The 26,721-nt window shown below is 56.4% G+C and carries 25 protein-coding genes and 2 riboswitches; of the genes, 8 read left to right on the top strand and 17 right to left on the bottom strand.

The genetic code is table 11. From position 1 onward, the window contains the following. Window positions 1-6: 6 nt before the first annotated feature. The 5 genes from CLV97_RS02145 to CLV97_RS02125 form a co-directional block, all read right to left on the bottom strand. The gene (locus tag CLV97_RS02145; RefSeq protein ID WP_106343955.1) at window positions 7-1,509 is read right to left on the bottom strand and encodes a sugar ABC transporter ATP-binding protein; all 1,503 of its coding nucleotides are present in this window, start codon (window positions 1,507-1,509) and stop codon (window positions 7-9) included. A 619-nt stretch (window positions 1,510-2,128) separates the two neighbouring features. After that, window positions 2,129-2,476 carry a hypothetical protein gene (locus CLV97_RS02140; RefSeq protein WP_106343876.1) on the bottom strand — a complete coding sequence of 116 codons (348 nt, stop codon included), beginning with the start codon at window positions 2,474-2,476 and terminating at the stop codon, window positions 2,129-2,131. Next, on the bottom strand, window positions 2,473-2,691 hold the full coding sequence (locus CLV97_RS02135; RefSeq protein WP_092036877.1) for a helix-turn-helix domain-containing protein: 219 nt from the start codon (window positions 2,689-2,691) through the stop codon (window positions 2,473-2,475). The genes CLV97_RS02140 and CLV97_RS02135 overlap by 4 nt, the downstream gene beginning before the upstream one ends. A gap of 306 nt (window positions 2,692-2,997) precedes the next feature. Next, window positions 2,998-3,663: an HAD family hydrolase gene (locus CLV97_RS02130; RefSeq protein WP_106343875.1), complete on the bottom strand. Its 666-nt coding sequence runs from the start codon at window positions 3,661-3,663 to the stop codon at window positions 2,998-3,000. Window positions 3,664-3,807: 144 nt separating this feature from the next. Next, window positions 3,808-4,191: a hypothetical protein gene (locus CLV97_RS02125; RefSeq protein ID WP_106343874.1), complete on the bottom strand. Its 384-nt coding sequence runs from the start codon at window positions 4,189-4,191 to the stop codon at window positions 3,808-3,810. A 160-nt stretch (window positions 4,192-4,351) separates the two neighbouring features. Between CLV97_RS02125 and CLV97_RS02120 the strand changes: the two genes are divergently transcribed. From CLV97_RS02120 to CLV97_RS02100, 4 genes are all read left to right on the top strand, one after another. Further along, window positions 4,352-5,071: a hypothetical protein gene (locus CLV97_RS02120; RefSeq protein WP_106343873.1), complete on the top strand. Its 720-nt coding sequence runs from the start codon at window positions 4,352-4,354 to the stop codon at window positions 5,069-5,071. A gap of 116 nt (window positions 5,072-5,187) precedes the next feature. Beyond that, window positions 5,188-5,448 carry a DNA alkylation repair protein gene (locus CLV97_RS02115; protein ID WP_106343954.1) on the top strand — a complete coding sequence of 87 codons (261 nt, stop codon included), beginning with the start codon at window positions 5,188-5,190 and terminating at the stop codon, window positions 5,446-5,448. A 289-nt stretch (window positions 5,449-5,737) separates the two neighbouring features. Further along, window positions 5,738-7,276 (top strand): fumarate hydratase, encoded by a 1,539-nt coding sequence (locus CLV97_RS02105; protein WP_106343871.1) that lies wholly within the window; start codon window positions 5,738-5,740, stop codon window positions 7,274-7,276. 286 nt (window positions 7,277-7,562) lie between these two features. Continuing rightward, window positions 7,563-8,462 carry a DUF1002 domain-containing protein gene (locus CLV97_RS02100; RefSeq protein WP_106343870.1) on the top strand — a complete coding sequence of 300 codons (900 nt, stop codon included), beginning with the start codon at window positions 7,563-7,565 and terminating at the stop codon, window positions 8,460-8,462. A 237-nt stretch (window positions 8,463-8,699) separates the two neighbouring features. Here the strand turns inward: CLV97_RS02100 and sdhB are convergent, their stop codons facing one another. From sdhB to CLV97_RS02055, 9 genes are all read right to left on the bottom strand, one after another. Continuing rightward, window positions 8,700-9,449, bottom strand: a complete 750-nt coding sequence (sdhB, locus tag CLV97_RS02095) for a succinate dehydrogenase iron-sulfur subunit (RefSeq protein WP_106343869.1) — start codon at window positions 9,447-9,449, stop codon at window positions 8,700-8,702. Continuing rightward, complete coding sequence (sdhA, locus tag CLV97_RS02090; protein ID WP_106343868.1) at window positions 9,446-11,206, bottom strand: succinate dehydrogenase flavoprotein subunit; 1,761 nt, start codon at window positions 11,204-11,206, stop codon at window positions 9,446-9,448. The genes sdhB and sdhA overlap by 4 nt, the downstream gene beginning before the upstream one ends. 15 nt (window positions 11,207-11,221) lie before the next feature. Beyond that, window positions 11,222-11,869 carry a succinate dehydrogenase cytochrome b558 subunit gene (locus CLV97_RS02085; protein ID WP_106343867.1) on the bottom strand — a complete coding sequence of 216 codons (648 nt, stop codon included), beginning with the start codon at window positions 11,867-11,869 and terminating at the stop codon, window positions 11,222-11,224. A 188-nt stretch (window positions 11,870-12,057) separates the two neighbouring features. After that, window positions 12,058-13,155: a homoserine O-acetyltransferase MetX gene (gene metX / locus CLV97_RS02080; RefSeq protein ID WP_425440534.1), complete on the bottom strand. Its 1,098-nt coding sequence runs from the start codon at window positions 13,153-13,155 to the stop codon at window positions 12,058-12,060. An 89-nt stretch (window positions 13,156-13,244) separates the two neighbouring features. After that, window positions 13,245-13,390, bottom strand: a riboswitch (SAM riboswitch). Between the two features lie 148 nt (window positions 13,391-13,538). Beyond that, window positions 13,539-14,555 carry an ABC transporter ATP-binding protein gene (locus CLV97_RS02075; RefSeq protein WP_106343865.1) on the bottom strand — a complete coding sequence of 339 codons (1,017 nt, stop codon included), beginning with the start codon at window positions 14,553-14,555 and terminating at the stop codon, window positions 13,539-13,541. A 12-nt stretch (window positions 14,556-14,567) separates the two neighbouring features. Next, entirely contained in the window at window positions 14,568-15,488 is a 921-nt protein-coding gene (locus tag CLV97_RS02070) for an ABC transporter permease (RefSeq protein ID WP_106343864.1), read from the bottom strand. A gap of 1 nt (window position 15,489) precedes the next feature. Continuing rightward, window positions 15,490-16,422, bottom strand: a complete 933-nt coding sequence (locus CLV97_RS02065) for an ABC transporter permease (protein WP_106343863.1) — start codon at window positions 16,420-16,422, stop codon at window positions 15,490-15,492. 84 nt (window positions 16,423-16,506) lie between these two features. Continuing rightward, complete coding sequence (locus CLV97_RS02060; RefSeq protein WP_106343862.1) at window positions 16,507-18,168, bottom strand: peptide ABC transporter substrate-binding protein; 1,662 nt, start codon at window positions 18,166-18,168, stop codon at window positions 16,507-16,509. A gap of 260 nt (window positions 18,169-18,428) precedes the next feature. Then, window positions 18,429-19,685: an aspartate kinase gene (locus CLV97_RS02055; RefSeq protein WP_106343953.1), complete on the bottom strand. Its 1,257-nt coding sequence runs from the start codon at window positions 19,683-19,685 to the stop codon at window positions 18,429-18,431. 107 nt (window positions 19,686-19,792) lie between these two features. Further along, window positions 19,793-19,981, bottom strand: a riboswitch (Lysine riboswitch). A 235-nt stretch (window positions 19,982-20,216) separates the two neighbouring features. Here CLV97_RS02055 and tatA point away from each other — a divergent pair. Further along, the gene (gene tatA, locus CLV97_RS02050; protein ID WP_106343861.1) at window positions 20,217-20,411 is read left to right on the top strand and encodes a twin-arginine translocase TatA/TatE family subunit; all 195 of its coding nucleotides are present in this window, start codon (window positions 20,217-20,219) and stop codon (window positions 20,409-20,411) included. A gap of 88 nt (window positions 20,412-20,499) precedes the next feature. Here the strand turns inward: tatA and mobA are convergent, their stop codons facing one another. Then, window positions 20,500-21,087, bottom strand: a complete 588-nt coding sequence (mobA, locus tag CLV97_RS02045) for a molybdenum cofactor guanylyltransferase (RefSeq protein WP_106343860.1) — start codon at window positions 21,085-21,087, stop codon at window positions 20,500-20,502. Beyond that, entirely contained in the window at window positions 21,087-22,904 is a 1,818-nt protein-coding gene (uvrC, locus tag CLV97_RS02040) for an excinuclease ABC subunit UvrC (protein WP_106343859.1), read from the bottom strand. Before uvrC ends, mobA begins: the two co-directional genes overlap by 1 nt. A gap of 219 nt (window positions 22,905-23,123) precedes the next feature. Here uvrC and CLV97_RS02035 point away from each other — a divergent pair, with 219 nt between their 5' ends. The 3 genes from CLV97_RS02035 (at window position 23,124) to CLV97_RS02025 (ending at window position 26,210) form a co-directional block, all read left to right on the top strand. Beyond that, on the top strand, window positions 23,124-24,026 hold the full coding sequence (locus CLV97_RS02035) for a hypothetical protein (RefSeq protein WP_106343858.1): 903 nt from the start codon (window positions 23,124-23,126) through the stop codon (window positions 24,024-24,026). Between the two features lie 226 nt (window positions 24,027-24,252). Continuing rightward, on the top strand, window positions 24,253-25,212 hold the full coding sequence (locus CLV97_RS02030) for a hypothetical protein (protein WP_106343857.1): 960 nt from the start codon (window positions 24,253-24,255) through the stop codon (window positions 25,210-25,212). Window positions 25,213-25,241: 29 nt separating this feature from the next. Next, window positions 25,242-26,210, top strand: a complete 969-nt coding sequence (locus tag CLV97_RS02025) for a hypothetical protein (protein WP_106343856.1) — start codon at window positions 25,242-25,244, stop codon at window positions 26,208-26,210. Window positions 26,211-26,272: 62 nt separating this feature from the next. Here CLV97_RS02025 and trxA read toward each other — a convergent pair whose 3' ends face one another. Continuing rightward, entirely contained in the window at window positions 26,273-26,587 is a 315-nt protein-coding gene (gene trxA, locus CLV97_RS02020) for a thioredoxin (protein WP_106343855.1), read from the bottom strand. Between the last annotated feature and the right edge of the window lie 134 nt (window positions 26,588-26,721).

The raw sequence follows: 26,721 nt of genomic DNA, 5'->3' as shown, positions 1-26,721 counted from the left end.
CCTCCCTCATGCAACGATGCCCGAGGCCAAACGGATAATTTCTTCCTCGTTGATTCGCTCCCCGGACACTTCACCAACGATTCTTCCTTGGTGCATCACCAACACTCGATCACATATCCCGATCACTTCGGGCAGTTCGGACGAAATCACGATGATCCCTTTTCCATCATCGGCCAATTGTCGAAGCATCTTGTATATTTCCGATTTTGCCCCCACATCGATTCCTCGGGTCGGTTCATCCAACAGGAGGACTTTTGGATGGGTTGACAACCACTTGGCAATCATCGTTTTTTGTTGATTGCCGCCGCTGAGGCTGCCGATGCTTTGATCAAGGCTGGGGGTTTTGACGTTCAACTTTTCAGAAAAATGCTCCGCCATTTTTTTCTCCTTCACCGGATCGATAAAAAGTCCCGAGGATACGGCTTGCAAATTGGAAGACACGATGTTTCGTTTGACTGACAGGTCGAGAAACAAGCCTTGGTGTTTCCGGTCTTCGGTCAAATAGACAATTCCCTGTTGTATGGCCTGGCTTACGGAATCAATGGCGACCGGCTTTCCGTTCAACCAAACTTGTCCGGAATCCTTGGGGTCAATTCCGCACAAGGCTCTCGACATTTCTGTTCTTCCGGCTCCCACCAGCCCGAAAATGCCCAACACCTCTTTTTCATACAAAGTGAATCGGATCTGATGAAACACGCCTTCACGGCTCAAATTTTCCACCCGCAAGATCTCTTTCTTCCCTCTCGTCGATTTCGGAGGGTAAATGTTTTTCAACTCCCGTCCCACCATGAGCTGAACCACTCGATCAGGAGTCATCCCCTCTGTACGATAGGTCCCGATGTAATGGCCGTCCCGCAAAACTGAAATCCGATCCGAAATCGAAAAAATCTCCTTAATTCTATGACTAATATAAATAATGCAAATGCCATTTCCCTTTAATTCCCTAATCACTTCGAACAAATTGTTCGCCTCAGATTCCGTGATGGCGGAAGTTGGTTCATCCAAAATGAGAACCTTGCAATCCATTGTCAGCGCCTTAGCTATTTCCACAACCTGTTGCTCTGAAATGCTCAAGTTCCCGACAAGATCATCAGGATCGATGTCCGCCTTAAAGGGTTCTAGCATCTTTATCGCATCTTCCCTGAGTTTGTTTCGATCGACGAATCCCAATTTGGATTTCGGCAACCTTCCGATGAACATATTTTCGCTGACCGTCAAATGCGGACACAAACTCAATTCCTGGTGAACGATGGCGATCCCCTTTTCTTGAGCCTGCCGAGGGCTTTGAAATTGCACCTCCTCTCCCTCCAGAATGATCTGCCCTTCCGTCGGCGGAAAAACCCCCGACAATATGTTCATCAAAGTCGACTTCCCGGCCCCGTTTTCCCCCACCACGGCATGCACTTCACCCGCGTGAAACTCCAGGGAAACATTGGACAGCGCTTTTGTCCCGGGAAACACTTTGTGAATTTCTTTCACCTGTAAAATCGGACGGTCATCCCTAACCATCAAGCCGACCCCTTTCCCCATATTCATCTCCTGCAAAAGTCCTCTCACCGGGTCAATGAATTCACAAAAGGGTACAGGAAATGAAACGCGCACCACTTTTGTACGAACAAGTATGTAAATTGTTATATATCAAACTTGATCGTACAATCCCTGTTTTCAATATATCAATTCCCTGCGTAATGGTCAATAATATTGGGATGATTCAAAAAGAACAATTAGCCTACCGAGGCGAATGCGCCCTTTACAGCTGCATTTCCGGCCCGGGTACACCTCCACATTGGAAAGCTCTCTTTTGATATCTGAAGGGGAGGTTGCACGTACAAGTATATGCTATCGATAAATGTGGCCAAATTGCACCGGAAATCCAAATCCGGCGATGCATAACGATATACAGCCGGTTTTTTGTCGAAACCCACCCCAAACCTTTCTGCTCCATGCGTTTGATGTTAACTCAGCAACTAAACCGATAAAAACATTTCTCCTTCTGTTCATCCGGTGGTTTCGTCTTTAGGCTTGTCCAGACTGGCAGCCCGACTACGGTTATGTACAATACGTATATCTCCAAACGAGTAGCATAAATCCAGTTGATCCTTGCCGGCTGGCCGGCCTTTGCCATAACTCATTCATAACCCTTGTTCCACGCGTTCAGTGCGGATACCGTCAGCCCGTCGAGAACCACATCTTTCCCTTCCAAATGGCCGATCGCACCAGTCCGTGATGTCCCCGACAACAGATCGAAATCATTCTCGCTGGAGTCATTCGATGAATGAAGATAATATCCGGATTTCCCGAAGACGGGGTTGGATGGGATCATGACGCCCAAAAGAAAAAACATGCCCCACCGGCATGTTCTTAGAAGTGATCTTTTTGTCGCTTTCGCCATGAACTCCTTGTCACGGCCTCTCTTCCCCTGCTCAAGGAACCCTACCATGAAAGTAGGGTTTTCTCTGGTGATGTAAGGAATCAAATCTTCAGCTCCCCAAGGCGCACCAGTTCAACAACTGCTTGCGATCGACCCTTTACGTTTAATTTCTGCATGACGTTGGAAATGTGATTGCGTACGGTCTTTTCGCTGATGAACAGTTGTTGAGCGATTTCCTTGGTTGTCTTGTCCTGAACGAGCAGCTCAAACACTTCCCTCTCCCTGGGCGTCAACAACGGCTTCCCTTTCTGGTAGGTCAAATGTGCCACCCTCCTTGCCCGAGCTCTTAGAACACGAGGGTCAGGGAATCAGTCAACATATCTTATGACCCATTGTCTACAGGGGTGAAGGAGAGAGGGCAATTTAGGCGGTTTCGGCATCGGATGTTCGGGAACCCTCAGACATTTTCCATCGTATTCACGATTCCTCCTCCGGGTGACAGGGAACGCCCCTTTTACGCGGTTTTGCAACCGCCCGACCGAAGCTTCATGTGGGTTTTATGGGGGCATTTTCGTCACCCCCGCGCCCAAGGGAATGTCCTCCGCAGGCGGGGATGATCCCTTCCTTTACCCCGCGCGATCCCACCTTTCGGCCAATGCCTCCAAGTCCAATTGTTTCAGGGAATTGAGACGCAAATCGACTTTTCCAAAATCTAATCGCCGGGTCACGGAATTGGGAACCACAATGCATCTCAAACCCGCCCGCTTGGCGGCCAGGGCACCATTGGGGGAATCCTCCAGTGCCACGGCCTCCGACGGGTCCACCCCGAGACAGCGGACCGCTTGGCGGTACAGAGCAGGATCCGGTTTGGTCCGCTCCACGTCCTCCTTGGTGCGGATACACTGAAAGTATCTCCGGATGCCCAACCTGTTCAGATGATTCTCCACCCACTGCCGCGTGGAGCTGGAGGCCAAACCGATTTTCCATCCGAGGGAACGGGCCTGCATCAGGACCTCTCGCACCCCGGGCATGGCTTCCTCCGTTTTGATCAGGTCGAGGTGGCGTTGTCTCCGCCTCCTCTCCAGGGTTGCCCGGTCCAGTTTTTTGCCGGTGCACTTCTCCAGATAGGCATAGGGATCGAAATCGCTGTCCGAACTGCCGACCACCCGTGCCCACTTTTGGAGTGGAAGCTCCGCGCCGTGCTCGCGGTACATCTCCACAAACGTCCGGTATTCCGGGGACTCCGTGTCCAGGATCAGCCCGTCAAAGTCAAAGATCACCGCCCGCAACATCCGTTTCTCCTCCCTCTCTTTGAACGTCTCAGACATCCTCGGAGCAACCCTGCCGGAGCTGCCCCGGACTCCGGTGAAACTCCCGCAGCGGTGCAATTCGATCATACCAGAAATCGATGTCCGACCTCTATGGTTCTGCCGGCATCACCGCCGAAACACCACAGGCAGGTGCGGAAAACGGAACCGGAACCAATGGCGGTGCTTCTCTCCGTCGATGCAGATCCAAGCGGCCCGGCGCAGATCGAGGGTGGGAATTCCCCATTCGTGTTCGCTCAGCTGGATGCGGGGATAGGGAATCGATTCAAAGGCAAAAACGATATCCCCGTAGCGGAAGCATTCTTCCAGACACTTCCGAATCGGATAAGTCGGGGAGGAACGCAGGAGATGAACCGGTTCGAAACCGATGGATCGGATCAGTCCCCGGGCATCCGCCCTCTTGGCAGGAGACTTGTTCCGGAAAGAGGAAGCGGGGTTGAGCACCGGATACTGCCGGACGAGATAGATGAAGGGGATTCCGTGAAAAAACATCGGACCACTCCTCTCCCGGATTAACATGGCAAAAACGTCCGTATTAAATGCGCGACGCACCGCAAAAATTCCGGTTTGTCCGCCCGGAATGAGGCAAGCCGTCATCCTCATAACAAGGTATCAGGAATCCCTCGCGAAAGGAGGCGAAGTCACCTCATTCATGTCAGTCAAACATCAACCCGCCAGTGCCAAACTGTCATCCATCGTCCTCAAAACCGCGTGGCCCGTCCTGCCCGCCCAAGTTCTCGCTCTGTCCGAACTGGAACAAGACGAGGTATACCCCCATCTGGACAAACGGGAGATCGGAACCTATCTGAACCGGTCCCTCTCCATCGGAAGGGAAGCCGCCCGGGATTTCAATTACGAGGGAGATTTGGAAGCGCTGTTGAATCGGATGATCCGAAGCGGCGTCCGCATCCGGTTTCAGGATGGAAGTGTTCCGCGTGAGATCGGGTGGGTCCGGGCCCAATACCGCACCCGTCCGCCGACGATCACGGTGTACCGATCCTCCGTCGAGCAACTGAGCCGTTTCTTTCGCACATCGGGACACCCGGTGCGGAAGGAGGATCTCATCGCCCTTCATCTGATCCACGAATGGTTTCATCATCTGGAAGTGAGCCGCCTTGGACGGACGGATCTCCGTTTGCCCAAGGTTCCCACGACGCGCCTCGGCCCGTTTTCGCTGAAACATCCCCTGAAAAAAACCCGGGAAATCGCCGCCCACGCCTTCACCCAGGAGATGATGGGCCTGTCTTTTTATCCCCTTCTCCTCGACCATCTGCTCCTCCACCTTGACCAAGGGTGGAGCAAGCAACGGATCCGCGAACAGTTCGAGAAGCTGAGAGCCCGTTATCGGAGTCAACTCCCTGATGGAGGATGAAGGCCTCCGGAATGGCGAACCGTATGAACGGACTCATGAAGGGTATTTTAAAAAAAGAATTTCCCTCCAAAAGCGGAGGGCCGACCTTCATCCACTCGACTTCCGGAGGTGATTCCATGTCCAAACCCTATCTCTGTCCTTCCTGCGGAACCAACCGGACCCGGTTCAACCTGATCGAGCAGGTGGTGCACCCGGTGAAAAAAGATCCCCACACCGGCGAAATCACGGAAACGATCGGAATGGACGACCCGCTTCAGATTCCCTACACCGGCGAGCCCCTTCGGGTCCAATGCGGCGTTTGCGGTTTGGTGGAACCGGAAGAACGATTCGTCAAAACGGCGCAAAGCAACCCTTTTCCCGCCGGCATCAACGCCTGAAGGTGCGATGCCGAGGGACGGCACGGGGAAAAACGGCGTTCACGAAAAACCGATCCGGCAGCAGAGGAACAGTCGGCAGCTCCCCCCCCTTTTCAGGGGGGTTTTTGACTGCCCTTTCCGGGCGGCTGAAGCGACACGGATCTTATACTATAATGAGGATAAATGGAACATCCCATCGGAATCCGAGCCGGGAACCGGCGACAGCGCCGACCGCTTTTGAAAGTCGGATCGGGCATCGCCGAAGGCAGGTTTCCGCAACTAAGGAATTCCAACAGAGAAGGGGTTTGAAATGCGCGCATTCAAAGATTCGATATTGGAACTCATTACCGAAACATCCACCAATCTTCCGCCGGATGTGCGGGCGGCAATCCGCGCCGCAAAGGAACGGGAGGATGCAGGTACCCGCGCCGCCCTCGCCCTGTCCACCATTTCGGACAACATCCGCATGGCGGAGGAAAACGTTTCTCCCATCTGTCAGGATACGGGGTTGCCCACCTTTGAGATCCGGGTTCCCGTCGGCGCCAACCAAATCGAAATGAGCCGCGCCATTCGGGAGGCGGTGGCGGAAGCCACCCGCCGGGGAATCCTTCGCCCCAACTCGGTCGATTCCCTGACCGGTAAAAACACCGGCGACAACCTGGGACCGGGTACACCCGTCATTCATTATGAACAATGGGAAAAAGATGAAATTGAAGTCCGCCTCATCCTCAAGGGAGGCGGCTGTGAAAACAAGAACATCCAGTACAGCCTCCCCTGCGAACTGGAAGGACTGGGACGCGCCGGGCGCGATCTGGACGGCATCCGGAAATGCATTCTGCACAGCGTCTACCAGGCCCAGGGACAGGGCTGCAGTGCGGGCTTTATCGGAGTGGGGATCGGCGGCGACCGGACGACGGGCTACCAGTTGGCCAAACAGCAGTTGTTCCGCCGCGTGGACGACGTCAACCCCAATCCCGACCTGGCCAAGCTGGAATCCTACATCATGGAAGCCGCCAACCAATTGAGCATCGGTACCATGGGCTTCGGCGGAGACGTCACACTCCTGGGGTGCAAGATCGGGGCGATCAACCGCATTCCCGCCAGCTTTTTCGTCTCGGTGGCCTACAACTGCTGGGCTTTCCGCCGGCAGGGCGTGATCATCGATCCGAAAACCGGTCAAATCGAAAAATGGTTGTACAAGGACGAACCGAAGGATGCCCCGAAGGAAAAGGTGACCCCGGCCGCCGCCCCCATGATGAAAAAATCCCGGGAATGGCACCTCACACCTCCCATCACCGAAGAGCAGATCCGGCAGCTCCGCGTCGGCGACGTGGTCATTCTGAACGGACTGATCCACACCGGCCGCGACGCCCTCCACAAGTATCTGATCGACCACGAGGCTCCGGTGGATCTGTCGGGGGGCGTGATCTACCACTGCGGCCCGGTGATGCTGAAAAACGCGGAAGGCAAATGGGAAGTCAAGGCGGCCGGACCCACCACCAGCATCCGGGAGGAGCCCTATCAAGGGGATATCATCCGCAAATTCGGGATTCGGGCGGTGATCGGCAAGGGCGGCATGGGCGCCAAGACCCTGGCCGCCTTGAAGGAGCACGGCGCCGTTTACCTGAACGCCATCGGCGGTGCGGCCCAATACTACGCCGACTGCATCGAGGATGTGGAAGGGGTCCACTTCCTGGAGTTCGGCATTCCCGAAGCCATGTGGCACCTGCGTGTGAAAAACTTCGCGGCCATCGTCACGATGGACGCCCACGGAAACAGCCTCCACGAGGAAGTGGAAAAAAGTTCGCTGGAGAAGCTGGCAAAGTTCAAGGATCCGGTGTTCGCTTAAGAACCGGTTGGATGACCTCATCCGGAAAGCTTGCTGAAGAACGCCGCCGGATGGGGGCGCGGCATATGCCCCCTCCGGCTACGGCGTTTCATCTCTGTTGAGGACCGCCGCCTCCTTTTCCTCTCTGCGGCAAGGAATACGGCATGCAAATACCCAACAAAAATAAAAATACGGCGGATTTCCCTAAAACGCCGCCTGCAGAAAACTTTTTGCCGGAAAACCGTCGTTTTTTGAAACCTCATACCTCCAATCCTCGTCTATATTATTGAAAAGGGGGGTTTTCACAATGAACTGGAAACGTTTGCGAAAAGCGGGAGTTGGAGCGCTTGTTGTCGCACTGATATTCTCCCTTCTTCCTGCCATGGCATTCGCCGATGCCGTCGTCGGCGAGACGGTCGTCACCCTCGGCGCCGATTTGACTCCCCAGCAACGGGACGCGATTCTGAAGGAAATGAATGTGGACCAAAACGTCCAAATCATCGAAGTCACCAACGAAGAGGAACACCGCTATCTGGGGAAATATGTGAGCAAAGCCACCATCGGCACCCGTGCCCTCTCATCGTCCAAAATCACCCTGGCCGAAAAGGGTGCCGGGATCACGGTAAAAACCAATAACATCACACACATCACCGAAACGATGTACGCCAACGCCCTGATCACCGCCGGGGTGAAGGATGCGGAGGTGTACGTCACCGCCCCGACGAAGGTGTCGGGAACCGCGGGACTGACGGGGATTTTGAAGGCCTTTGAGGAGGCCGCCGATACCAAGATCAGCGATGAACAAAAAGAAGTGGCCAACGAAGAAATGGTCCGGACCTCTCAGCTGGGGGAGAAAATCGGAGATCCGGACAAGGCGGCCCAGTTCATGATGGATCTCAAACAGAAGGTGGCGGAAGAAAAACCCGATACGCCGGCGGAGTTCCGCGATCTCATCATCAACGTTTCCAATGAATACAACATCAATCTGAGCGAGAAGGACATCGATCAGCTCACCCAATTGCTTCAACGGCTGTCGGAGCTGAATATTGACTGGGGTGCCCTGAGCGATCAGGTCAAAAAGCTTCGGGACAACCTGGATGAAATCCTCAACTCCGAACAGACGAAAGGTTTCCTGGAAACTCTGCTGGACTGGCTCGCCAGCCTGCTGGATGCCCTGAAGGAAATCTTCTCCTCGGACAGCGCCTGATGTCCTGAAATCGGCCAAAGGGGAGGCGGGAAAAAACCCGCCTCCCCTTGCTGTTGGCACAATTTCAGGAGGGAGCGATTTTTCGCCGATCTCCTGTTGCATGGAGCCGAGACGAAAAATCACCTCCCATTAACAGACCTGAAGTCCGTAAGCATCGTGAGAATGGCGGGAAAAAAACCGCCTCCCTTTGGCTGCGTTGGAATAAAAAACCCCCCATTCGGGGGGGAGTGAAACAGATCAGTTGGAAAGCCATTTGCGGAAGAGAAATCTGGTGGCCTCCCGGTTCATCGCGGCGATCGATGTGGTCAGCGGAATTCCCTTCGGACAGGACTGCACGCAGTTCTGCGAGTTCCCGCATTCCTGCAATCCACCCTCGCCCAGGAGGGCTTCCAGCCGCTCGTCCTTGTTCATGGCCCCGGTCGGGTGAGAGTTGAACAGCCGGACTTGGCTGATCACGAAGGGCCCCATGAAATTGGAACGGGAATTCACATTGGGGCACGCTTCCAGGCAGACACCGCAGGTCATGCACTTGGACAACTCGTAGCGCATCTGGCGCTCCGTCTCCGGCATGCGCGGCCCCGGCCCCAGATCATAGGTGCCGTCGATGGGAATCCAGGCTTTGACCCGCTTCAGCGCATCAAACATCCGGCTGCGGTCCACGATCAGATCCCGGACAACGGGGAAGGTCCGCATCGGTTCCAGCCGGATGGGCTGTTCCAGGTGATCGATCAAGGCGGTGCACGCCTGACGCGGTTTCCCGTTGATCACCATCGAGCAGGCGCCGCACACCTCTTCCAGGCAGTTGGATTCCCAGACCACCGGAGTGGTTTTTTCCCCTTTGGCGTTGACCGGATTCCGTTGAATCTCCATCAGCGCCGAAATGATGTTCATGTTCTTCCGGTACGGCAGCTTGAACTCCTCCGTGTACGGCTGTTCATTCGGCCCAGCCTGGCGGGTGATGATGAGATGCACCGTCTGTTCGCTCATTGTTTCGCCGCCTCCTCTTTCGCCACGTCGTACCGGCGCGGGCGCGGTTTGATCAGGGAAACGTCCACAGGCTCATAGTCAAACTCCGGACCGTCGGGGGTGTATGTCGCCTTGGTGGTCTTCAGCCATTCTTCGTCGTTCCGCTCCGGATATTCCGGTTTGTAATGGGCACCGCGGCTTTCATTTCGATGATAAGCCCCCAGGGTGATCACCCGGGCCAGCTGCAACATGTTCCACAGCTGACGGGTAAACGAGGCGGCCTGGTTGCTCCACCGGCTGGTGTCGATCATGCTGATCCGCTTGTACCGCTCCATCAATTCCTGAATCTTCTCGTCCGTCTTCAACAGCCGGTCGTTGTAACGGACCACCGTCACATTGTCGGTCATCCATTCGCCCAGTTCCTTGTGCAGCTGATAGGCGTTTTCATTACCGTCCATCTTGAGGATTTGTTCGTATTTTTCCTCTTCCTTTTTGCGGTATTGCTCAAACAGGGTGGACGGCAGATCCTCCGCCGACTTTTCCAGCCCGCGGACGTACTTGATCGCATTGGGACCGGCCACCATCCCCCCGAAGATGCAGGAGAGGAGGGAGTTGGCCCCGAGGCGGTTGGCTCCGTGGTACTGATAATCGCATTCTCCCGCGGCGAACAGGCCGGGAATGTTGGTCATGTGGTTGTAGTCCACCCAAAGACCGCCCATCGAGTAATGGACCGCCGGGAAGATCTTCATCGGAACCTTCCGCGGATCTTCGCCCATGAACTTCTCGTAGATCTCGATGATCCCGCCCAGCTTGATGTCCAACTCCTTGGGATCCTTGTGGGAGAGGTCCAAATAGACCATGTTCTCCCCGTTGATCCCCAGCTTCATGTCGACGCACACCTTGAAGATGGCCCGGGTGGCGATATCCCTCGGAACCAGGTTCCCGTAGGCGGGATACCATTCCTCCAGGAAATACCAGGGTTTGCCGTCCTTGTAGGTCCAGACCCGGCCCCCTTCCCCGCGGGCCGACTCCGACATCAGCCGGAGCTTGTCATCCCCAGGAATGGCCGTCGGGTGAACCTGAATAAACTCCCCGTTGGCGTAAATCGCTCCCTGCTGATAAACGGCACTGGCCGCGGTTCCGGTGTTGATCATCGAGTTGGTCGATTTGCCGAAGATGATCCCCGGTCCGCCGGTGGCCAGAATCACCGCATCCGCCGGGAAGGCGCGGATTTCCCCGCCCCGCAGATCCTGGGCGACGATCCCCCGGCAGCGGCCTTCATCGTCCAAAACGGCGGACAAAAACTCCCAATGCTCAAACTTGGTGACGCGTCCGGCCACTTCATAGCGCCGCACCTGTTCATCCAGCGCGTACAGCAGCTGCTGACCCGTCGTCGCGCCGGCATAGGCGGTCCGATGGTGCTTGGTGCCGCCGAACCGGCGGAAGTCAATAAGCCCTTCCGGCGTCCGGTTGAAGGGAACTCCCATCCGGTCCATCAGATAGATGATGCCCGGCGCCGCTTCACACATCGCCTTGACGGGCGGTTGGTTGGCCAGGAAGTCCCCTCCGTAAACGGTGTCGTCAAAGTGTTCCCAGGGCGAGTCTCCCTCCCCCTTGGTGTTGACCGCACCGTTGATTCCGCCCTGCGCACAGACGGAATGGGAACGCTTTACGGGAACGATGGAGAACAGTTGAACGTCGGCGCCCGCTTCCGCCAGTTTGATGGTGGACATCAGACCGGCCAAGCCTCCGCCGACGACGATGACCTTCTCGTTCATTGGCAGTGCCCCCTTTTAAAACTGTGCCGACTGGGCCATGAATTCTGGGTCAACAAAGGCAAACAGGGCCCGAATGCCGATGTACGACACGACGACGAACACGACGGCCCACACCCAGGTGGAAACGGCTTGGGCGCGGGGTCCCACGGTGATCCCCCAGCTGACCAGGAAGGACCACATGCCGTTGCTGAAGTGGAAAACCGCGGCGACGACTCCGATCACATACAGAGCGAAGGTGAAATTGTTGGACAAAATCTCGTTCATCCGCATGCCCACTTCGTTCGCGGCCAAGTCGTTCAAAGCGACGTAAATCCGGGTCTCCCAGACGTGCCAACCGACGAAGATGAAGGTGATCACTCCGGTCACCCGTTGCAGCATGAACATCAGGTTCCGGAAGTAACCGTAGTTGGTCACATTGTTCTTCGCCTGGAAGGCGACATACAGCCCGTACACCCCGTGATACAAAAGGGGAAGGAAAATGAAGAAGATCTCCAAAAAGAGCAGGAAGGGAATGTCCCACAGCCATTCCACCTGCTCGCGGAAAGCGTCAGCTCCCCGGGTGGCATAATAGTTCGTCAATAGATGCTCGAGCAAAAAAAATCCCACCGGTATGACACCCAACAGCGAGTGCAGCCGACGGTTGAAGAAACTGGAGTGATTCATTGCCAGGCCCCCCATAAACCTGAGTGCTTCTCCTATGTTACCCTACTTTCCAAAAAAGCTGCACAGACGGCAGCACATTCATAAAAATCATCGTCAAAATGAAAACCGCTTTTTGGAAAGGGGTTTCACAGAGTGAATAAATACATTCCTATTGTACTCCCACTGCGTGGGAGCGTCAAGGAGACCCCTCAGCCCCCTTCTCCCAGGAAACGCCGAATCGGCGGGCCCACCTGGTCAAATTCGACCAAAAAGGCGTCATGACCGTAATGGGAATGAATTTCTTCCAGCAAAGACCGCTTCCCCAGCCGTTGAAGCAGGAAGTGAATCTTTCGCTGCTCCCGGATCGGAAACAGAATGTCTTCCCGGATGCCGATCACCAACACATCGGACTGGATCCGGGACAGCGCCCGCTCCACCCCTCCTCGTCCCCGCCCGATGTCGTGCAGATCCATCGCCTTGAGGAGATACAAATAGCTGTTCGCGTCGAAGCGGCGGACCAGCTTCTCCCCGTGATATCGCAGGTAGCTTTCCACCTGAAACATCGAATCCATCCGGGTAATGGGGCCGTCGTCCTGGATCCGACGGCTGAACCGCTCCTCAAAAAGGGTTTCGGTCCGGTAGGTGACCATCCCCATCATCCGGGCAATGGCCAAACCCTTTCGGGGCCCGGGCCCGGGATAATAATTTCCGCCCTTCCATTCGGGATCCGCCAAGATCGCCTGGCGACCGATGTCGTTGAAGGCGATCCCCATCGGAGAGAAGGCGGCGGAAGTGGCGATCGGGATCATCCGCTCCACCGTTTCAGGGTACATGATGCCCCATTCCAGCACCTGCATCCCGCCCATCGAACCGCCGATCACCGCCGCAATTTTGGAGATGCCCATTTTCTCCAGGCAGCGCCGCTGGGCGCGGACCATATCCCGAATCGTCACCACGGGAAAAGAAGACCCGTAGGGACGCCCCGTCTCCGGATCGATCGACGAAGGACCGGTGCTTCCGGCGCATCCGCCCAGAACATTGGTCGTGATCACAAAATAGCGGTTGGTATCGATATACCCGCCCGGTCCGATCAGCCCGTACCACCATCCGGGGTGATCCTCATCCCCCACCGTGTGGGCATCGCCTGTAAGCGCATGACAAACAAGGATCACGTTGTCCCGGGATTCGTTTAAGGTCCCGGCGGTCTCCACGGCGATTTCCACCTGCTTAAGGCGCCGGCCGCACTCCAAATCCATCGGACCGATCGAAACCGTCAGCTTTTGCGGGCAGTTGACGGTTGTCGCCACATCCATCCTCCCCCTTCCGGAAAAGCAAGCGCCCTCTTCGATCAGAAGAGGGCGCGGGACCGCTAATGGGTAGAATTCCGTTCCGCCTCTTCTCATCTCTCAGGACCCGAGGGTCCTGCAGGAATTGGCACCTTTCCCCTCGTCCGGATCAAGCTCAATCCGGCCGTTCCCTGGACGGGAGCGGGGTGGTTGCCGGGCTTCATAGGGCCAGTCCCTCCGCCACTCTGGATAAGAAGACGCCTATTGAATTTTCTGTTATCATACGACAATTTAAAGGGGTGTGTCAAGGCCGTGCCATCGGGTCCGAAAGGGGCGGCCAAAGGCCCTCCCCTTTTCCGTCCCGTGGCAGAGCATCTTGCGCAGAAGAGCATTCGCGGGGAAACTCACTTCGCCGAGATGTTCACCCGAAGATTTCGATCCACGCGTGGCGCCTGGGGATGCTCCAGCCAGCAATATACCCCGTGGCTGGGAGAGACATCGGTCTTCTCCGGCATCGTGCTGTGGCAGATGTTCATCGTATGAGGGCAACGGTCGGCGAAGGGGCATCCCTGCGGCGGCTTGAACAGGTCCGGCGGGGAACCCGGGATCGACTGCAATTCCCCGTCCCGTTTCATATCCAGCCGGGGCATGGAGTTGAGCAGTCCCCAGGTGTAGGGATGGCGGGGACGGTAGAAAATCTCCTCCACCGTTCCGTACTCCACCACTTTCCCGCCGTACATGACGGCCACCTTGTGAGCGGTTTCGGCCACCACTCCCAGATCGTGGGTGATCAGGATGATCGCCGTTCCCGTTTTTTCCTGCAGCTCCTTCATCAGTTCCATGATCTGCGCCTGGATGGTCACGTCCAGGGCGGTGGTGGGTTCGTCGGCGATGAGGATTTTCGGATTGCACGCCATGGCCATGGCGATCATCGCCCGCTGCCGCATCCCGCCGCTGAACTCGTGGGGATACTGATCCACCCGCTTTTCAGGAGTGGGAATTCCCACCAGGCGAAGCATTTCGATCGCCCGCTCCCGGGCCGCCTGCTTCTCGATCCCCTGGTGCCAGATCAATCCTTCCATGATCTGCTTGCCCACGGTCATCGTCGGGTTGAGGGAGGTCATCGGATCCTGGAAGATCATGCCGATCTCCGAGCCCCGGATGCCGAACATCTCCTTTTCGGACAGGGACAGGAGATTCTTTCCGTCAAAGCGGATCTCCCCCTCCTTAATGATGCCCGGCGGCGTCGGAATCAGCCGCATGATCGACTGGGCGGTGACGCTTTTTCCGCTCCCCGACTCGCCGACGATGGCCAGGGTCTCCCCCTTTTCGAGGGAGAAGCTGACTCCGCGGACCGCGTGTACTTCTCCTCCGTAAGTCTGAAACGACACATGCAGATTATCCACTTCCAAAAGAGCCATGTTCTCCCTCCTTTACTTGCGCATTCTCGGATCCAGGGCATCCCTCAGGCCATCGCCGAGCATATTGAAGGCCAACAGCGTCAGGCTGAGGAAAAAGGCGGGGAAGAAGAGACGCCACCACTCACCCGACAAAATCACCGCCGTCGCATCGTCGATCATCGTCCCCCAGCTGGCGAAGGGCGCCTGCACCCCCAGCCCGAGGAAACTCAGGAACGCCTCGGCGAAAATGGCGTTGGGGACGGTGTAGGTCAAAAGAACAATGATCGGTCCCAGAGAGTTGGGGAGCAGATGCTTGGACAAGATCCACCGGCCGCTCGCCCCCAGGGTTCGGGCGGCGAGCACGTACTCCTGCTCCTTCAGCTGCAGGACCTGCCCCCGCACCAGACGGGCCATGCGCAACCAGCCGGTAACCGACAAGGCGATGATGATCGTCAGGACGCCGGGCTCCATCACGACCAGCAGGAGAATCACGATCAACAGGTACGGAAGGCCCCACAGGACGTCGACGATCCGCATCATGATCTCGTCGGTCCGCCCGCCCTTGTAGCCGGAAATGCCGCCGTAGAGCACACCGACGATCAAGTCGATCAATCCCGCCGCCAATCCGATCAGCAGCGACACGCGGGCGCCGTACCAGGTGCGGACGAACATATCCCGCCCCAGATCATCGGTCCCGAACCAGTGCTCACCGGAGGGTTCCAGGTTTTTTCCCGTTTCCAGGTTTTGTTCGTAATAGGTGTATTCCACCATATAGGGTCCGAAAATGGCCATCACGGCGAGAAGTACGAGGATGATAAGACCCGCCATCGCCATCCAGTTCTTCTTCAGACGCAACCAGGCATCCTGCCAGTAGGTAAGGCTGGGCCGCGCAATGGCCTCCGCCTCCGCCTCGCGGCGCGGCGCCGGCTCAAAAGCTTCTGCAGGCAAAGACATATCAGTTCGCCCCCCTTCCGCCGATCTTGATTCGCGGATCCACCCACGTGTAGGCGATGTCCACCAGCAAATTGACCAGGAGAAGCAGCGCGGAGTAGAAGACGGTCACGCCCATGATCACCGAATAATCCCGGTTAAAAATGCTGTCCACAAAATATTTTCCGATGCCCGGAATGGAGAAGATCTTCTCGATCACGAAACTGCCGGTGATGATATCCACCGCCAGGGGACCGACGATGGTGATCGCCGGCAAAATGGCATTGCGGATCGCGTGCCGGGTGATCACCCTTGACGGGGACAGCCCCTTCGCGCGGGCGGTGCGGATGTAATCCTGTCCCAGCACCTCCAGCATGCTGGAGCGCATCAATCGGGTCATCAGTGCCAGGGGGGTAAAGGCCAGTGCAATGGCCGGCAGAATGGAATCCTCAAAGGAACCCCAGCCTGCAATCGGCAACAGTTCCCATTCGAGACCAAAATACTTCTGGAAGAGTGGGGCAAGGACGAAACTGGGGACGGCCAGCCCGACCACCGCCAGGAACATGACGGTATAATCCGGCAGCCGGTTGTGGCGAAGAGAGGCGATAATTCCCATGATCAGTCCCGCCAGCACGGCGACAGCCATCGCCTCAAGGCCAAGCTGGGCGGAGACGGGGAATCCGTCGGCCAGAATGCCGTTCACGTCCCGGGCCTCCGATTTGATCGAGGGGCCCAGATCGAACATGATCAAATTTTTCATATAGAGGGCATATTGCACAGGAAGCGGCTTGTCCAGATTATAATGCGCTTCCAGGTTGGCGATGATCTGGGGCGGCAACTTCTTCTCCGAGGCAAAGGGACCGCCGGGAGCCAGATGCATCATGACGAAAGTCAGGGTGGCGATCACCCAGAGGGAGAGCAGCATGTAAAGAAAACGTTTTCCAATATATCGAAGCACCGGCAACACCTCCTCTGCAGAAAAAGCGGACAAGGGAAAGTCACCCCATGAAGGGGTGACTTTCACCCATGCCCGGAACTTCCATTAATGCTCAAGAATATAGGCATCTCGGAAGTAGACACTCTTGTCCGGATTCCGCACAACACCCTTCACGTAATCCTGCTCCATGTAGAGATCCGTATAGAAATAGATCGGTGCGATCGGCATTTCGTCCATCAGGATGTCTTCCGCCTTGTGCATCGCTTCCATGCGGACCTTTTGATCGGCCGTGGATTTGGCTTTCTTGATCAAGGCGTCGTACTCCTTATGGCTGAAGCGGGTATCGTTGTTGCCTCCACCCGTCACCCACATGTCCATGAAGGTCATCGGGTCGATGTAGTCGGGCAACCAACCAAGGCGTCCCACCTGGAAGTCGCCGGCCTTGGTCTTGTCCAGATACACCTGCCATTCGGAGTTGCGCAGTTTCACGTCCACCCCGAGGTTCTTCTTCCACATTTGCTGAATCGCTTCGGCGATCTTCTTGTGACCTTCATCGGTGTTGTAATCGATGGTCACCGCGGGAAGTTTGTCAAACCCTTCTTCCTTCATGCCTTCCTCGAGCAGCTTCTTGGCTTCTTCCGGCTGGGCCTTTTCCGGCAGATAGTCATCGCGGGTCTCTACCCAGTCCTTCTCGGCGACGAAGTCCGGGATCCCCCACGGAACGAAGCCGGTGGCCGGCACCTGTCCGCCCTGAGTCACGTTTTCGACGATCGACTTACGGTCGATGGCCAAGGCGAAGGCTCTGCGGATCTTCTTGTTGTTAAAGGGCTTCTTCTCCACGTTGAACATGTAGAAGTAGACCGCCGGTTGTTTTTGCGACTTGATCTCGCCGCTCTCCAGCCCTTTTTTCGTCAAATCCGGCGGGATGATGATGGAATCCCCTTCATCCAGCTTGCGGGACTTGAATTGCTGATACCCCGTCTGCGCTTCCCCGATGAACGGGAAGTTGAGCTGGGTCAGCTTCACATCCTTGGCGCCCCAGTAATGCTCGTTCTTCACCAGTTCGATCTTGGCATCGTGCTCCCAGGTCTTCAGCTTGAAGGGACCGTTGCCCACGTAGGTGTCGGCCTCGGTGGCCCATTTGTCGTTTTCCTCAGCCACTTTCTTGTTGACCGGGAACAGGGTGTAGAAGCTGGTGAGGGCCACGAAATAGGGCGCCGGCTGCTCCAGTTCCACCTTCAGGGTGTGGTCGTCCACCGCCTTGACGCCGACATCCTCGGCCTTCGCTTTCCCTTGGTTGTACTTCTCCCCGTTTTTCAGGTAGTAGAGCTGGTACGCGTAGTCAGCCGGCGGCTTCATCTTCGGATCGAGCACCCGCTTCCAGGCGTACTCGAAATCGTGGGCGGTCACCGGATCGCCGTTGGACCACTTGGCATCCTTACGCAGGTGGAAGGTGATTTCCTTCCCGTCTTCGCTGACCTCCCACTTCTCAGCCACGGCGGGATGCGGATTTCCCTCGGCATCTATCCGGGTGAGGCCTTCCATCAACTGGTTAAGTATCGTACTGGACATTTGGTCCGTAGCGGTTGCCGGATCCAGGCTGGGCGGCTCGCTCTTGATGCGGCCCACATTGAGCACCTGTTCTTCGGCGAGCTCCTCACTGCCTTTCCCCTGGTCGGATCCGCCGCCGCCGCAGGCCGCGGTGAAGACCAGGGAGAAGGCAATCAGGATTGCTGAAATCCTGCCTGTCCATTTGCCCTTCTTCATCAGTCAACCCCCTTGACCATGTAGTTGCATTTCTGTATCGGTACATAATATGTCCTATGATCCATTCTTTAATATAATAGGCCTTTTGTACAAGCGGAAATTACACCCATTTTCGAATGGATCATAGTTGCACCTAATTCTTGTTTATTCTCTACAGATTGAAAAATTCCTCCTTGGTAGGGGGCGACATTCAAAAAAAATCTTCGGAAGAAGGATATATTTTCCATATTTTCCTATTATAAAACAGGCGGATGAGGAACTCATCCAACCCCTTTCGTGACGGCACCCGCCATCTCGTCGGCCGTCACATCGAGTCCGAAGGCGGCATGCAGCTCGCGAACGGCTTCGACGGCTCGGTCACGGGGAATGACGCAGGAGATTTTGATTTCCGAGGTGGAGACCATTTTGATGCGGATTCCCGCATCGGTGAGCGCCGCGAACATCTTCGCCGCCACACCGGGGCGGGACACCATTCCGGCCCCCACCGCAGACACCTTGGCCAGTCCGGTCTCATACAGCACCTTGAGATAGCCCAGCTCCTCCCGGTGTGCCTCGATCACTCCCTTGGCCACTTCCCCCTCATCCTCGTGAACGCTGAAGGCCACGTCCACCCGTTCCGCATCGTGTTCACTCTGGACGATCATGTCCACATTGATGTGGGCATCAGCCAGGATGCCGAACAGGCGGGACAAGGTTTCGATCCGGTTTTCCAACCCCAGCACCTTCATCCGGGCAACGTGCATATCGTGGGCGATGCCCCTCACATTGCGCTCCGTTTCCATGTCCTTTGCCTCCTTCACCCAGGTTCCCGGCTCATCCACAAAGCTGGACCGGACCACCAGCGGCACCCGGTGCTTCATGGCGCACTCCACCGACCGGGGGTGGAGAACCGCCGCGCCCAGATGGGCCAGCTCCAGCATCTCCTCAAAAGAGATCTCGTCCATTTTTCCCGCCCGGGGCACCACCCGCGGATCCGCCGTAAAGACGCCGGTCACATCGGTATAGATCTCGCAGACCTCCGCCGCCAGTGCCGCCGCCAGCGCCACGGCGGTGGTGTCGGAACCGCCCCGGCCCAACGTGGTGATCTCTCCCGTTGCCGTCTTCCCCTGGAAGCCCGCCACGATTACGACCTCACCGCGGTCGAGACACTCCCGGATCACCCGGGTGTCAATTTCTTGGATTCGCGCTTTTCCGTGGATCCCATCCGTGGTGATCCCCGCCTGCCATCCGGTCAGGGACCGGGCCGGAACCCCCAGTTCCGACAGAGCCATCGCCAGCAGGGCGATGGATACCTGTTCCCCGGTGGTGAGGAGCATATCCATCTCCCTGGCCGGAGGACGGGGACTCACCTGGCGGGCCAATTCGATCAGCTGGTCCGTCGTCTTCCCCATGGCAGAGACGGTGACGACGCATGGCTTTCCCTGGGCGTGAACGGCCGCCACCCTCTCCGCCACCCGCCGGATCCGTTCCACGCTTCCCACCGACGTACCCCCGAATTTCTGGACCACTACACCCATGTTGGTCAGCTCCCCCCGCTTCCTCATAACTCCCCGAAAAATGAAAAAAGGCCACAGCAGGAAACGAAGCTGTCGCCGATACGGCTCAATCCAGCCTCACTTACCCCCTGTGAGATAGTGCTCCACGAAAGCCGCCGAAGCTTTCGTGACAGTGCCGTCCCTGTTCGGCGACGGCCCCAGGCCATCCCTCCGCGGCCGGAAAGAAGGCCTTCGGCGGACTCCCCTTTCCCCGCCGGTCAACGGCGGCCGCTGCCTCGCGCCGGGTACTGATGGAGTTCCGCGCCCCTATTTCACACGCAGTGAGGAGTATGGTGTTGTATTGGTTCAAATATTTCTTGTAATCTTATCACAGCTCGGAATCCCTGACAATGCCCTTCTTTTGAAACAGCGAAAAAATCATGTGTCAAAAATGGGAAAACTGCAGTCCGACCCGTTTTTCCGCCGGGTCTGTCTTTGCGGTCGGTCCAAATACATAGTATAATGGGAATGCAAATCCTAACGGGTCGCAGACCCCATCGGAGTGTGAACTGGATGATCAGCAACATCGGAGTACCCGGCCTGATTCTCATCCTGGTGGTGGCATTGCTTCTGTTCGGCCCCAGCAAACTGCCGGAATTGGGGCGGGCCGTGGGTCGAACATTGCGCGAATTCAAGGAGTCCTTCAACGGTTCCGGTGAAAGCCGCGACAAATCGGAAAAGCCCTCCCAGGAACAGCAAACCAAATGACGAAGATCAGCCCTCAGCACCCAAAAGGTCTGGGGGCTTTTTGCCGCAGTGCGGAGGGCGAAGAACGGCACACTCTACGCCGGGCGCTCTACTCGTCGTCTTTCATCCCGCACGCCCGGCGGTAATCCGCCGGTTCGTTCATGTTAAACAGGGCGAGTCGGGGATCCGCCACCGCCGCGATGGCTTCCCCGTCCAAAAACCGGGTCTGAATCCGTGTGAGAAACCGAACGACGTCCAGCTTCCCCGCCGTCAGGGAGGCTTCCAGAGGCTCAAGGCAATCCCTGGTGTACAGGGCGAACAAGGAATGCAGGCGCCCTTCAAACCGGGGGACGATCACGTCGTGGCCTTCGAGGCGCGCGAAGAGCAGGTCGGCCACAGACCGGGAAACGAAGGGCATGTCGCAGGCAACCACCAGATTGACCCGGTGGCGGGAGCGGGCGAGCCCCGCATGGATTCCCGCCAGGGGTCCTTTTCCCGGAAAGCGGTCGCTCACCAAAGGAACCCCCAGATGGCGATATGCGTCCGGCCGGTTGGTTACCACCAGCGGATCGCCCCAGTCCCGCAGCCGATGAAGCACCCGCTCGATGACGGGTCGCCCCCGGACGGGCATCAGCGCCTTGTCCCTCCCCATTCGCCTGGATTGCCCGCCGGCCAGGATCAGCAATCCTCTCTCCATCAACCCTCCTCTCCCCCCGAAGGCGATGAGGAAGCCACCGGTTCGTCGGAACGCAGGGCCTCGATGATTTTTCGGGCCAGTTTGTCCCCGATTCCCGCCTTGCGGTACTCCTCGACGGTGGCGTTTTTCATCGCCTCAATGGAGCCGAAGTGACGGAACAGCTGACGCTTCCGCTTTTCTCCCACACCGGGGATGTCGTCCAATCGGGAACGGATCATCGTCTTCCCTCGCACCTGTCGGTGGAAGGTGACGGCGAAGCGGTGAACCTCCTCCTGAATGCGCTGGATCAGGTAAAACTCCTGGCTCCCGCGATCGAGGCACACCTCCCGGGGAGGATCTCCCGCCAGCAGACGGGCGGTCTGATGCCGTTCATCCTTGACGAGTCCGCCGACGGGGATAAACAATCCCAACTCGTTCTCCAACACATCCAACGCCGCCCCCATCTGCGCCTTCCCCCCGTCCACCAGAATCAGATCCGGCAACGGAAGATCCTCCCGCAACACCCGGGTATAGCGGCGGCGAATCACCTCCCGCATCGTCTCCACATCGTCCGGTTTGGTGACGGTGCGGATTTTGTATTTCCGGTACTCATTTTTCGCCGGCCGCCCGTCCAGAAAAACCACCATCGCCGACACGGGATCGGTCCCCTGAATGTTGGAATTGTCGAAGGCCTCGATTCGCCGGGCCGCTCCGATTCCCAAGGCTTCACCCAGTCGCCGGGCTGCCTGGACCGTCCGCTCCTCGTCCCGTTCCATCAAACGGAACCGTTCCTCCAGAGCGATCCGGGCGTTTTCCGTCGCCATGTCGACCAGCTTTTTCTTCAGTCCCCGCTGAGGCACGTGCACGCGGACGCCCTTCAACCACTGACCCAGCCACTCGGTGTCGGTTCCGAGCGGCAGATAGATCTCCTTCGGCAGGGCGGGCGTTTCGTGATAAAACTGTGTGACGAAGGAGTGAAAATCCTCCTCCGGATCATGGTAATGGGGAAAGACCGAAACTTCCCGCTCGATCAACTTCCCCTGGCGGACGAAAAAGACCTGGACGCACATCCATCCCTTGTCCACCGCGTAGCCGAATACATCCCGGTCGACGTCATCGTTGAAAATGATGTTTTGCTTGGTCATCACCGCGTTGATATGCTGAATCAGGTCGCGCAGCTCCTTGGCCCGTTCAAAATCCAGCCTCTCCGCGGCCTTCTCCATTTTTCTTCGCAAGTCCCGCTCCACATCCCGGTACCCTCCGCTCAAAAAGCGGGCAATTTCCCGGGCGATCTCCTCTTCCTGGCTCGGATCCACGTCAAACTCGCAGGGAGCCAGGCATTGTCCCAGATGGTAATAGAGGCAGGCCCGTTTGGGCATGGTTTTGCACTTCCGCAAGGGATACAACTTGTCGAGGAGTTTCTTCGTCTGCTGAGCCGCACCGGCATTGGGATAGGGGCCGAAATAACGCGACCCGTCCTTTTTCTTCTTTCGGGTCACCTCCAGACGCGGATGCTTCTCCCGGGTCAACCGGATATAAGGGTAGGACTTGTCGTCCTTCAGCAGGACATTATAGCGGGGACGGTGCTTCTTGATCAGGTTGCACTCCAGAATCAACGCTTCCGTCGGCGTTCCGGTGACGATCACCTCCACGTCGGCGATCTGCGACACCAGGAGCTGGGTTTTTCCATCATGGCTGCCGGTAAAGTACGAGCGCACCCGGTTGCGGAGGCTTTTGGCCTTCCCGACGTATAAAACTTCCCCTTTTTCGTTTTTCATCAAATAACAACCCGGCTGATCCGGAAGCAGGGCCACTTTCTCCTTAACCCGATCCTTCACGGGACCCGTTCCTCCCTTCCAATCATCTAATTATTGTATCATAAGGACCCCCGCAGCCCGTGACCGCCCCGGATCAAAAATCGACAAAAAGGAGGATTTACTATTTCTCCGAAATCCCATATCATGTACGCATGACGGCGTCAAGGCGACCGTCTTTTTCTTTCTCAGGGGAATTGATGTACCCGACAAAAGCGAAACGGCATTAAGGAGGAAACGGATTTGACGGAGTCTTATTTCGGCACACTGAAGCGCCATGGAGTCAAGCTGTCCTTCGCCTTACTGCTCGGTTACCTGTTTTACATGACAGTCACTTACCTGATCGCTTTTTTGCTGATGATCCCTGTCATTCTCATCGGTACGGCAGCCGGATCCGACGCGGATCAGATCGCAGAAAGCCTCTTTTCAGAACCCGGGGGTATCGCCTTTGCGGTCGTCCTTCTCCTTCTCTTGTTTCTCGCCATCACGCTGGCGGAAAGCTTTTTCATCGCCGGAGCCTACGGGGCTGCATCTGCCGGCGTTTTCCGCGACGAGTCGTCCATCGGATCCTTTTTTTCGGAGGGGCTTAGGAACCTGTGGAAAATGTTCGGTCAGCAAGTCCTTCTTGGACTCTTCTTCATGGTTCCGCTCCTTCTTGTGACCCTTCCCTTTGGACTGCTCGCCGAAACGGAGGAGCCCTCCCCCATTGCCGCCTTATTGATGTTCCTCATCATGGTTGGATATTTGTGGGTGTTCATGTATGCCCCTCTTCTCCTGATCGTGGAAAGAACGGGGGTATGGGATTCGATCCGCCTCGCGTTTGGTCTGATCATCAAAAAACCGGGCCAAACCCTGCTGTCCGGTCTCATCGCCCTGGCCATCATCCTGGGCACCCTCTTGCTGGCCGTCTTTGTCATGGTTGTCCTCCCCGCGATTTCCGTTGCCCTGACGGGAGGAAACGGGGCTGTCGCGGTGATTTTGTCCATTTTGGGAGTCTTGTTCTTCCTCTTCGCTATTTTCTATGCCTTCTCCGCCGCTCTGCTGGTCATCGTCCACCGGTACAAGACCCGTCTCCGCAGTTTTCTCTTTCCCGTATCCCCGAATCGGGAAGGGGAGATTGCAGGGGCGCATGTTCCTGATGCATGAGGCAATCATTCTGCGTGGTGGAATTGTCTAGGCCACGCATTCGTTTCAGCTCAAACAGAAAGTGATTTTCAGATGAAATGATCAGACGGATTTACTTTTTTTCCGAAATTCGATACTATGTGGTCATGACGGCGTGAAAACGACCGTCTTTTTTCTATCTCATGCGGCGGACTTCGTATTCATCCAACAAGAGATGCGGTATTTTTTTTGAAAGGAGGCAATTCGTTTGACGGAGTCCTACTACGATACACTGAAGCGTCACGGTGTCAAACTGTCCCTCGCCATGCTTCTCGGAAATCTGCTGCACACGGCACTCTTATATGCGGCGCTGCTTTTGTACGCTATCCTTGCCGTTCTCTTGATCACAATGTTTTCGTCGGTTCCATCCGTTCTCGAAGCCGATTCGAATCAGGTCGCTGAAAGCTTCGCCTCCGAACCCGGAGGGATCGTCCTCGGAGTGGTGCTGCTCCTTCTCTTCGTCCCCGCCGTCCAGTTGCCGAACAGTTTTTGGATCGCCGGCGCCTATGGGGCCGCATCCTCCGCGGTATTCCGCGGTGAAACATCCATCAGCTTCTTTTTTACGACGGGATTTAAGCATTTATGGAGAATCTTTGCGCAGCAAGTCCTTTTGGCCATTTTGTTCATGGGACCGATCCTGGTCATGACACTGTTCGGCGGCTTGCTCGCCGGAGGCGGGGAAGCTTCGGATACCGCTTTGGGGATGTTTGGCTTGCTGTTCTTCGTCCTGCTCTTCGTCCTGCTCATCGGGTATCTGTGGATATCGCTGCACGCCCCCCTCATACTGATCGTGGAACGGACGGCGGTTTGGGATTCAATCCGCCTCGCGTTTCGCCTGACCCTCAAAAAACCGGGCCAAACCCTGCTGTCTGGTCTCATCGCCCTGGGAATCCTTCTGGGCACCTACTTTTCGGTCGGGTTGATCCTTGTCATCCTCTTCGCTCTGTTGACTGCTCTGACGGGAGGAAATGACATCATTGCGGCGATTTTTGCCGTGTTCGGCGTATTGATCCTCCTGTGCACCATTTTCTTCGCCTTTACCGCATCCCTGCTGTCCATCGTCCACCGCTACAAAACCCGACTTCGCAGTGATCTCTTTCCCGACAACTTGAACCGGGAAGGGTTTTCCGGTGGAGCAACTCCCGGATACGCTCCGGGCGAATCGTGATCAATCAATAGCCATGGAGGGTATAAGGCATGGATAACTATTTTGAACTGTTGCGTCGGCATGGACTGATACTGTGGGTCAGCTTTTTCGTCGGTTCCCTGGCCGCAGGGGTGATCACCGGGATTGCGGCGGTTATCATCATTTTTCTCGGGGCGATCATCCTGTTCGTGAGCGCGAAAGATGTGCTGAACGAATTGGGAGCGTCCCTGGACTCATTACCCCCGGATCCGGCCGCCATCCTGGAAAAGCTGTTTTCTCCGGGGATAGTCATTCCGCTGCTGATCACCATCGTGCTTTTCATCGGGATCATGCTCCTTTACTCGGGATTTACCAATGCCGGGATGAACACGATGATGCGCAATGCGGTCTTTGAAGGGCGCTCCTCAATCGAAACCTATTTTACCCAAGGGTTTCGCTATATGCTGAAGATGGCGGGACAGCTCCTTCTGACCGGTCTCTTCTACCTTCCCGCGATCATTTTGTTGGCCGCCGGGGTCTTCCTCTTCGCATACGGAATCGCCGAAGGCGGAGCCCCATCGGTTTTGATGGGCTTGCTTCTTGCCCTCCTCTCGGTGGCGTTGTTCATCGTGCTGGCTCTCGTCTTTTTGCACGCTCCGGTCATCCTGGTGACGGAAAATACCGGAATATGGGAATCCATCGCCCTCTCCGCCCGACTTTTCGCGCGGTCCTTCGGCCAGGTATTCCTTTCCGGTCTGATCGTCTTTCTCATCTATTTCGCCTACGGCGTGCTCTTTTTCATTTTGGGAGCGATCATCGGAATTTCGACCTTTGATCCCTCGGGAACCGATCCCACGGAGACAAGCTTAGGCCTTGAATTGTTCTTCAATCTGCTTCAGTACGTGCTGAACCCTCTCATGCAGGTGTTGTCGCTCCTGGTGGTTTTCCTCCGTTACCGAAATCGGCTCCGCCCGCGCCTTTTTCCGGAGGAGAGCGACAACGGCGGAGAAATCGGGGGCACGAAAACGATCTGGAAATGATAAAAAGGCTGTTGACCTTTCTCCGGTCAACAGCCTTTTTGCATCAAACCCCCGCGCACAGATCACAGATAGGAGTCGAGCCACTCCCGCAACTGTTCCTTGGGCTGGAAGCCGACCATCTTGGAGACCATTTCGCCGTCCTTAAACACCATCAGGGTCGGAATGCTCATCACCCCGAAACGGCCCGCCGTTTCCGGGTTGTTATCGACATTCAACTTGGCGATCTTCAATTGATCCCCAATCTCGCTGTCCAGCTCCTCCAAAACGGGAGCGATCATTTTGCACGGACCGCACCACGGTGCCCAGAAATCAACCAGCACGGTCCCCGATTTCACTTCGTCGGAAAAGTTCTGGTCCGTCACTTCGACGATGGCCATTGTTGGTAACCTCCTCAATTCACCAAGTTCCGATCCGACGAACATAGTATACCACGCTGCGGCAAAGGATCCAAGGTATTTCGGATGGCGAAAAAACGAGAGAACACACCAAAGGCGACGCCTTTCGCCGCTTT

It is taken from the genome of Planifilum fimeticola (genome assembly GCF_003001905.1).
Lineage (GTDB): Bacteria > Bacillota > Bacilli > Thermoactinomycetales > DSM-44946 > Planifilum > Planifilum fimeticola.
Note: the sequence above shows the minus strand (reverse complement) of the source record. Positions and strands in the feature narration are given on the sequence as shown.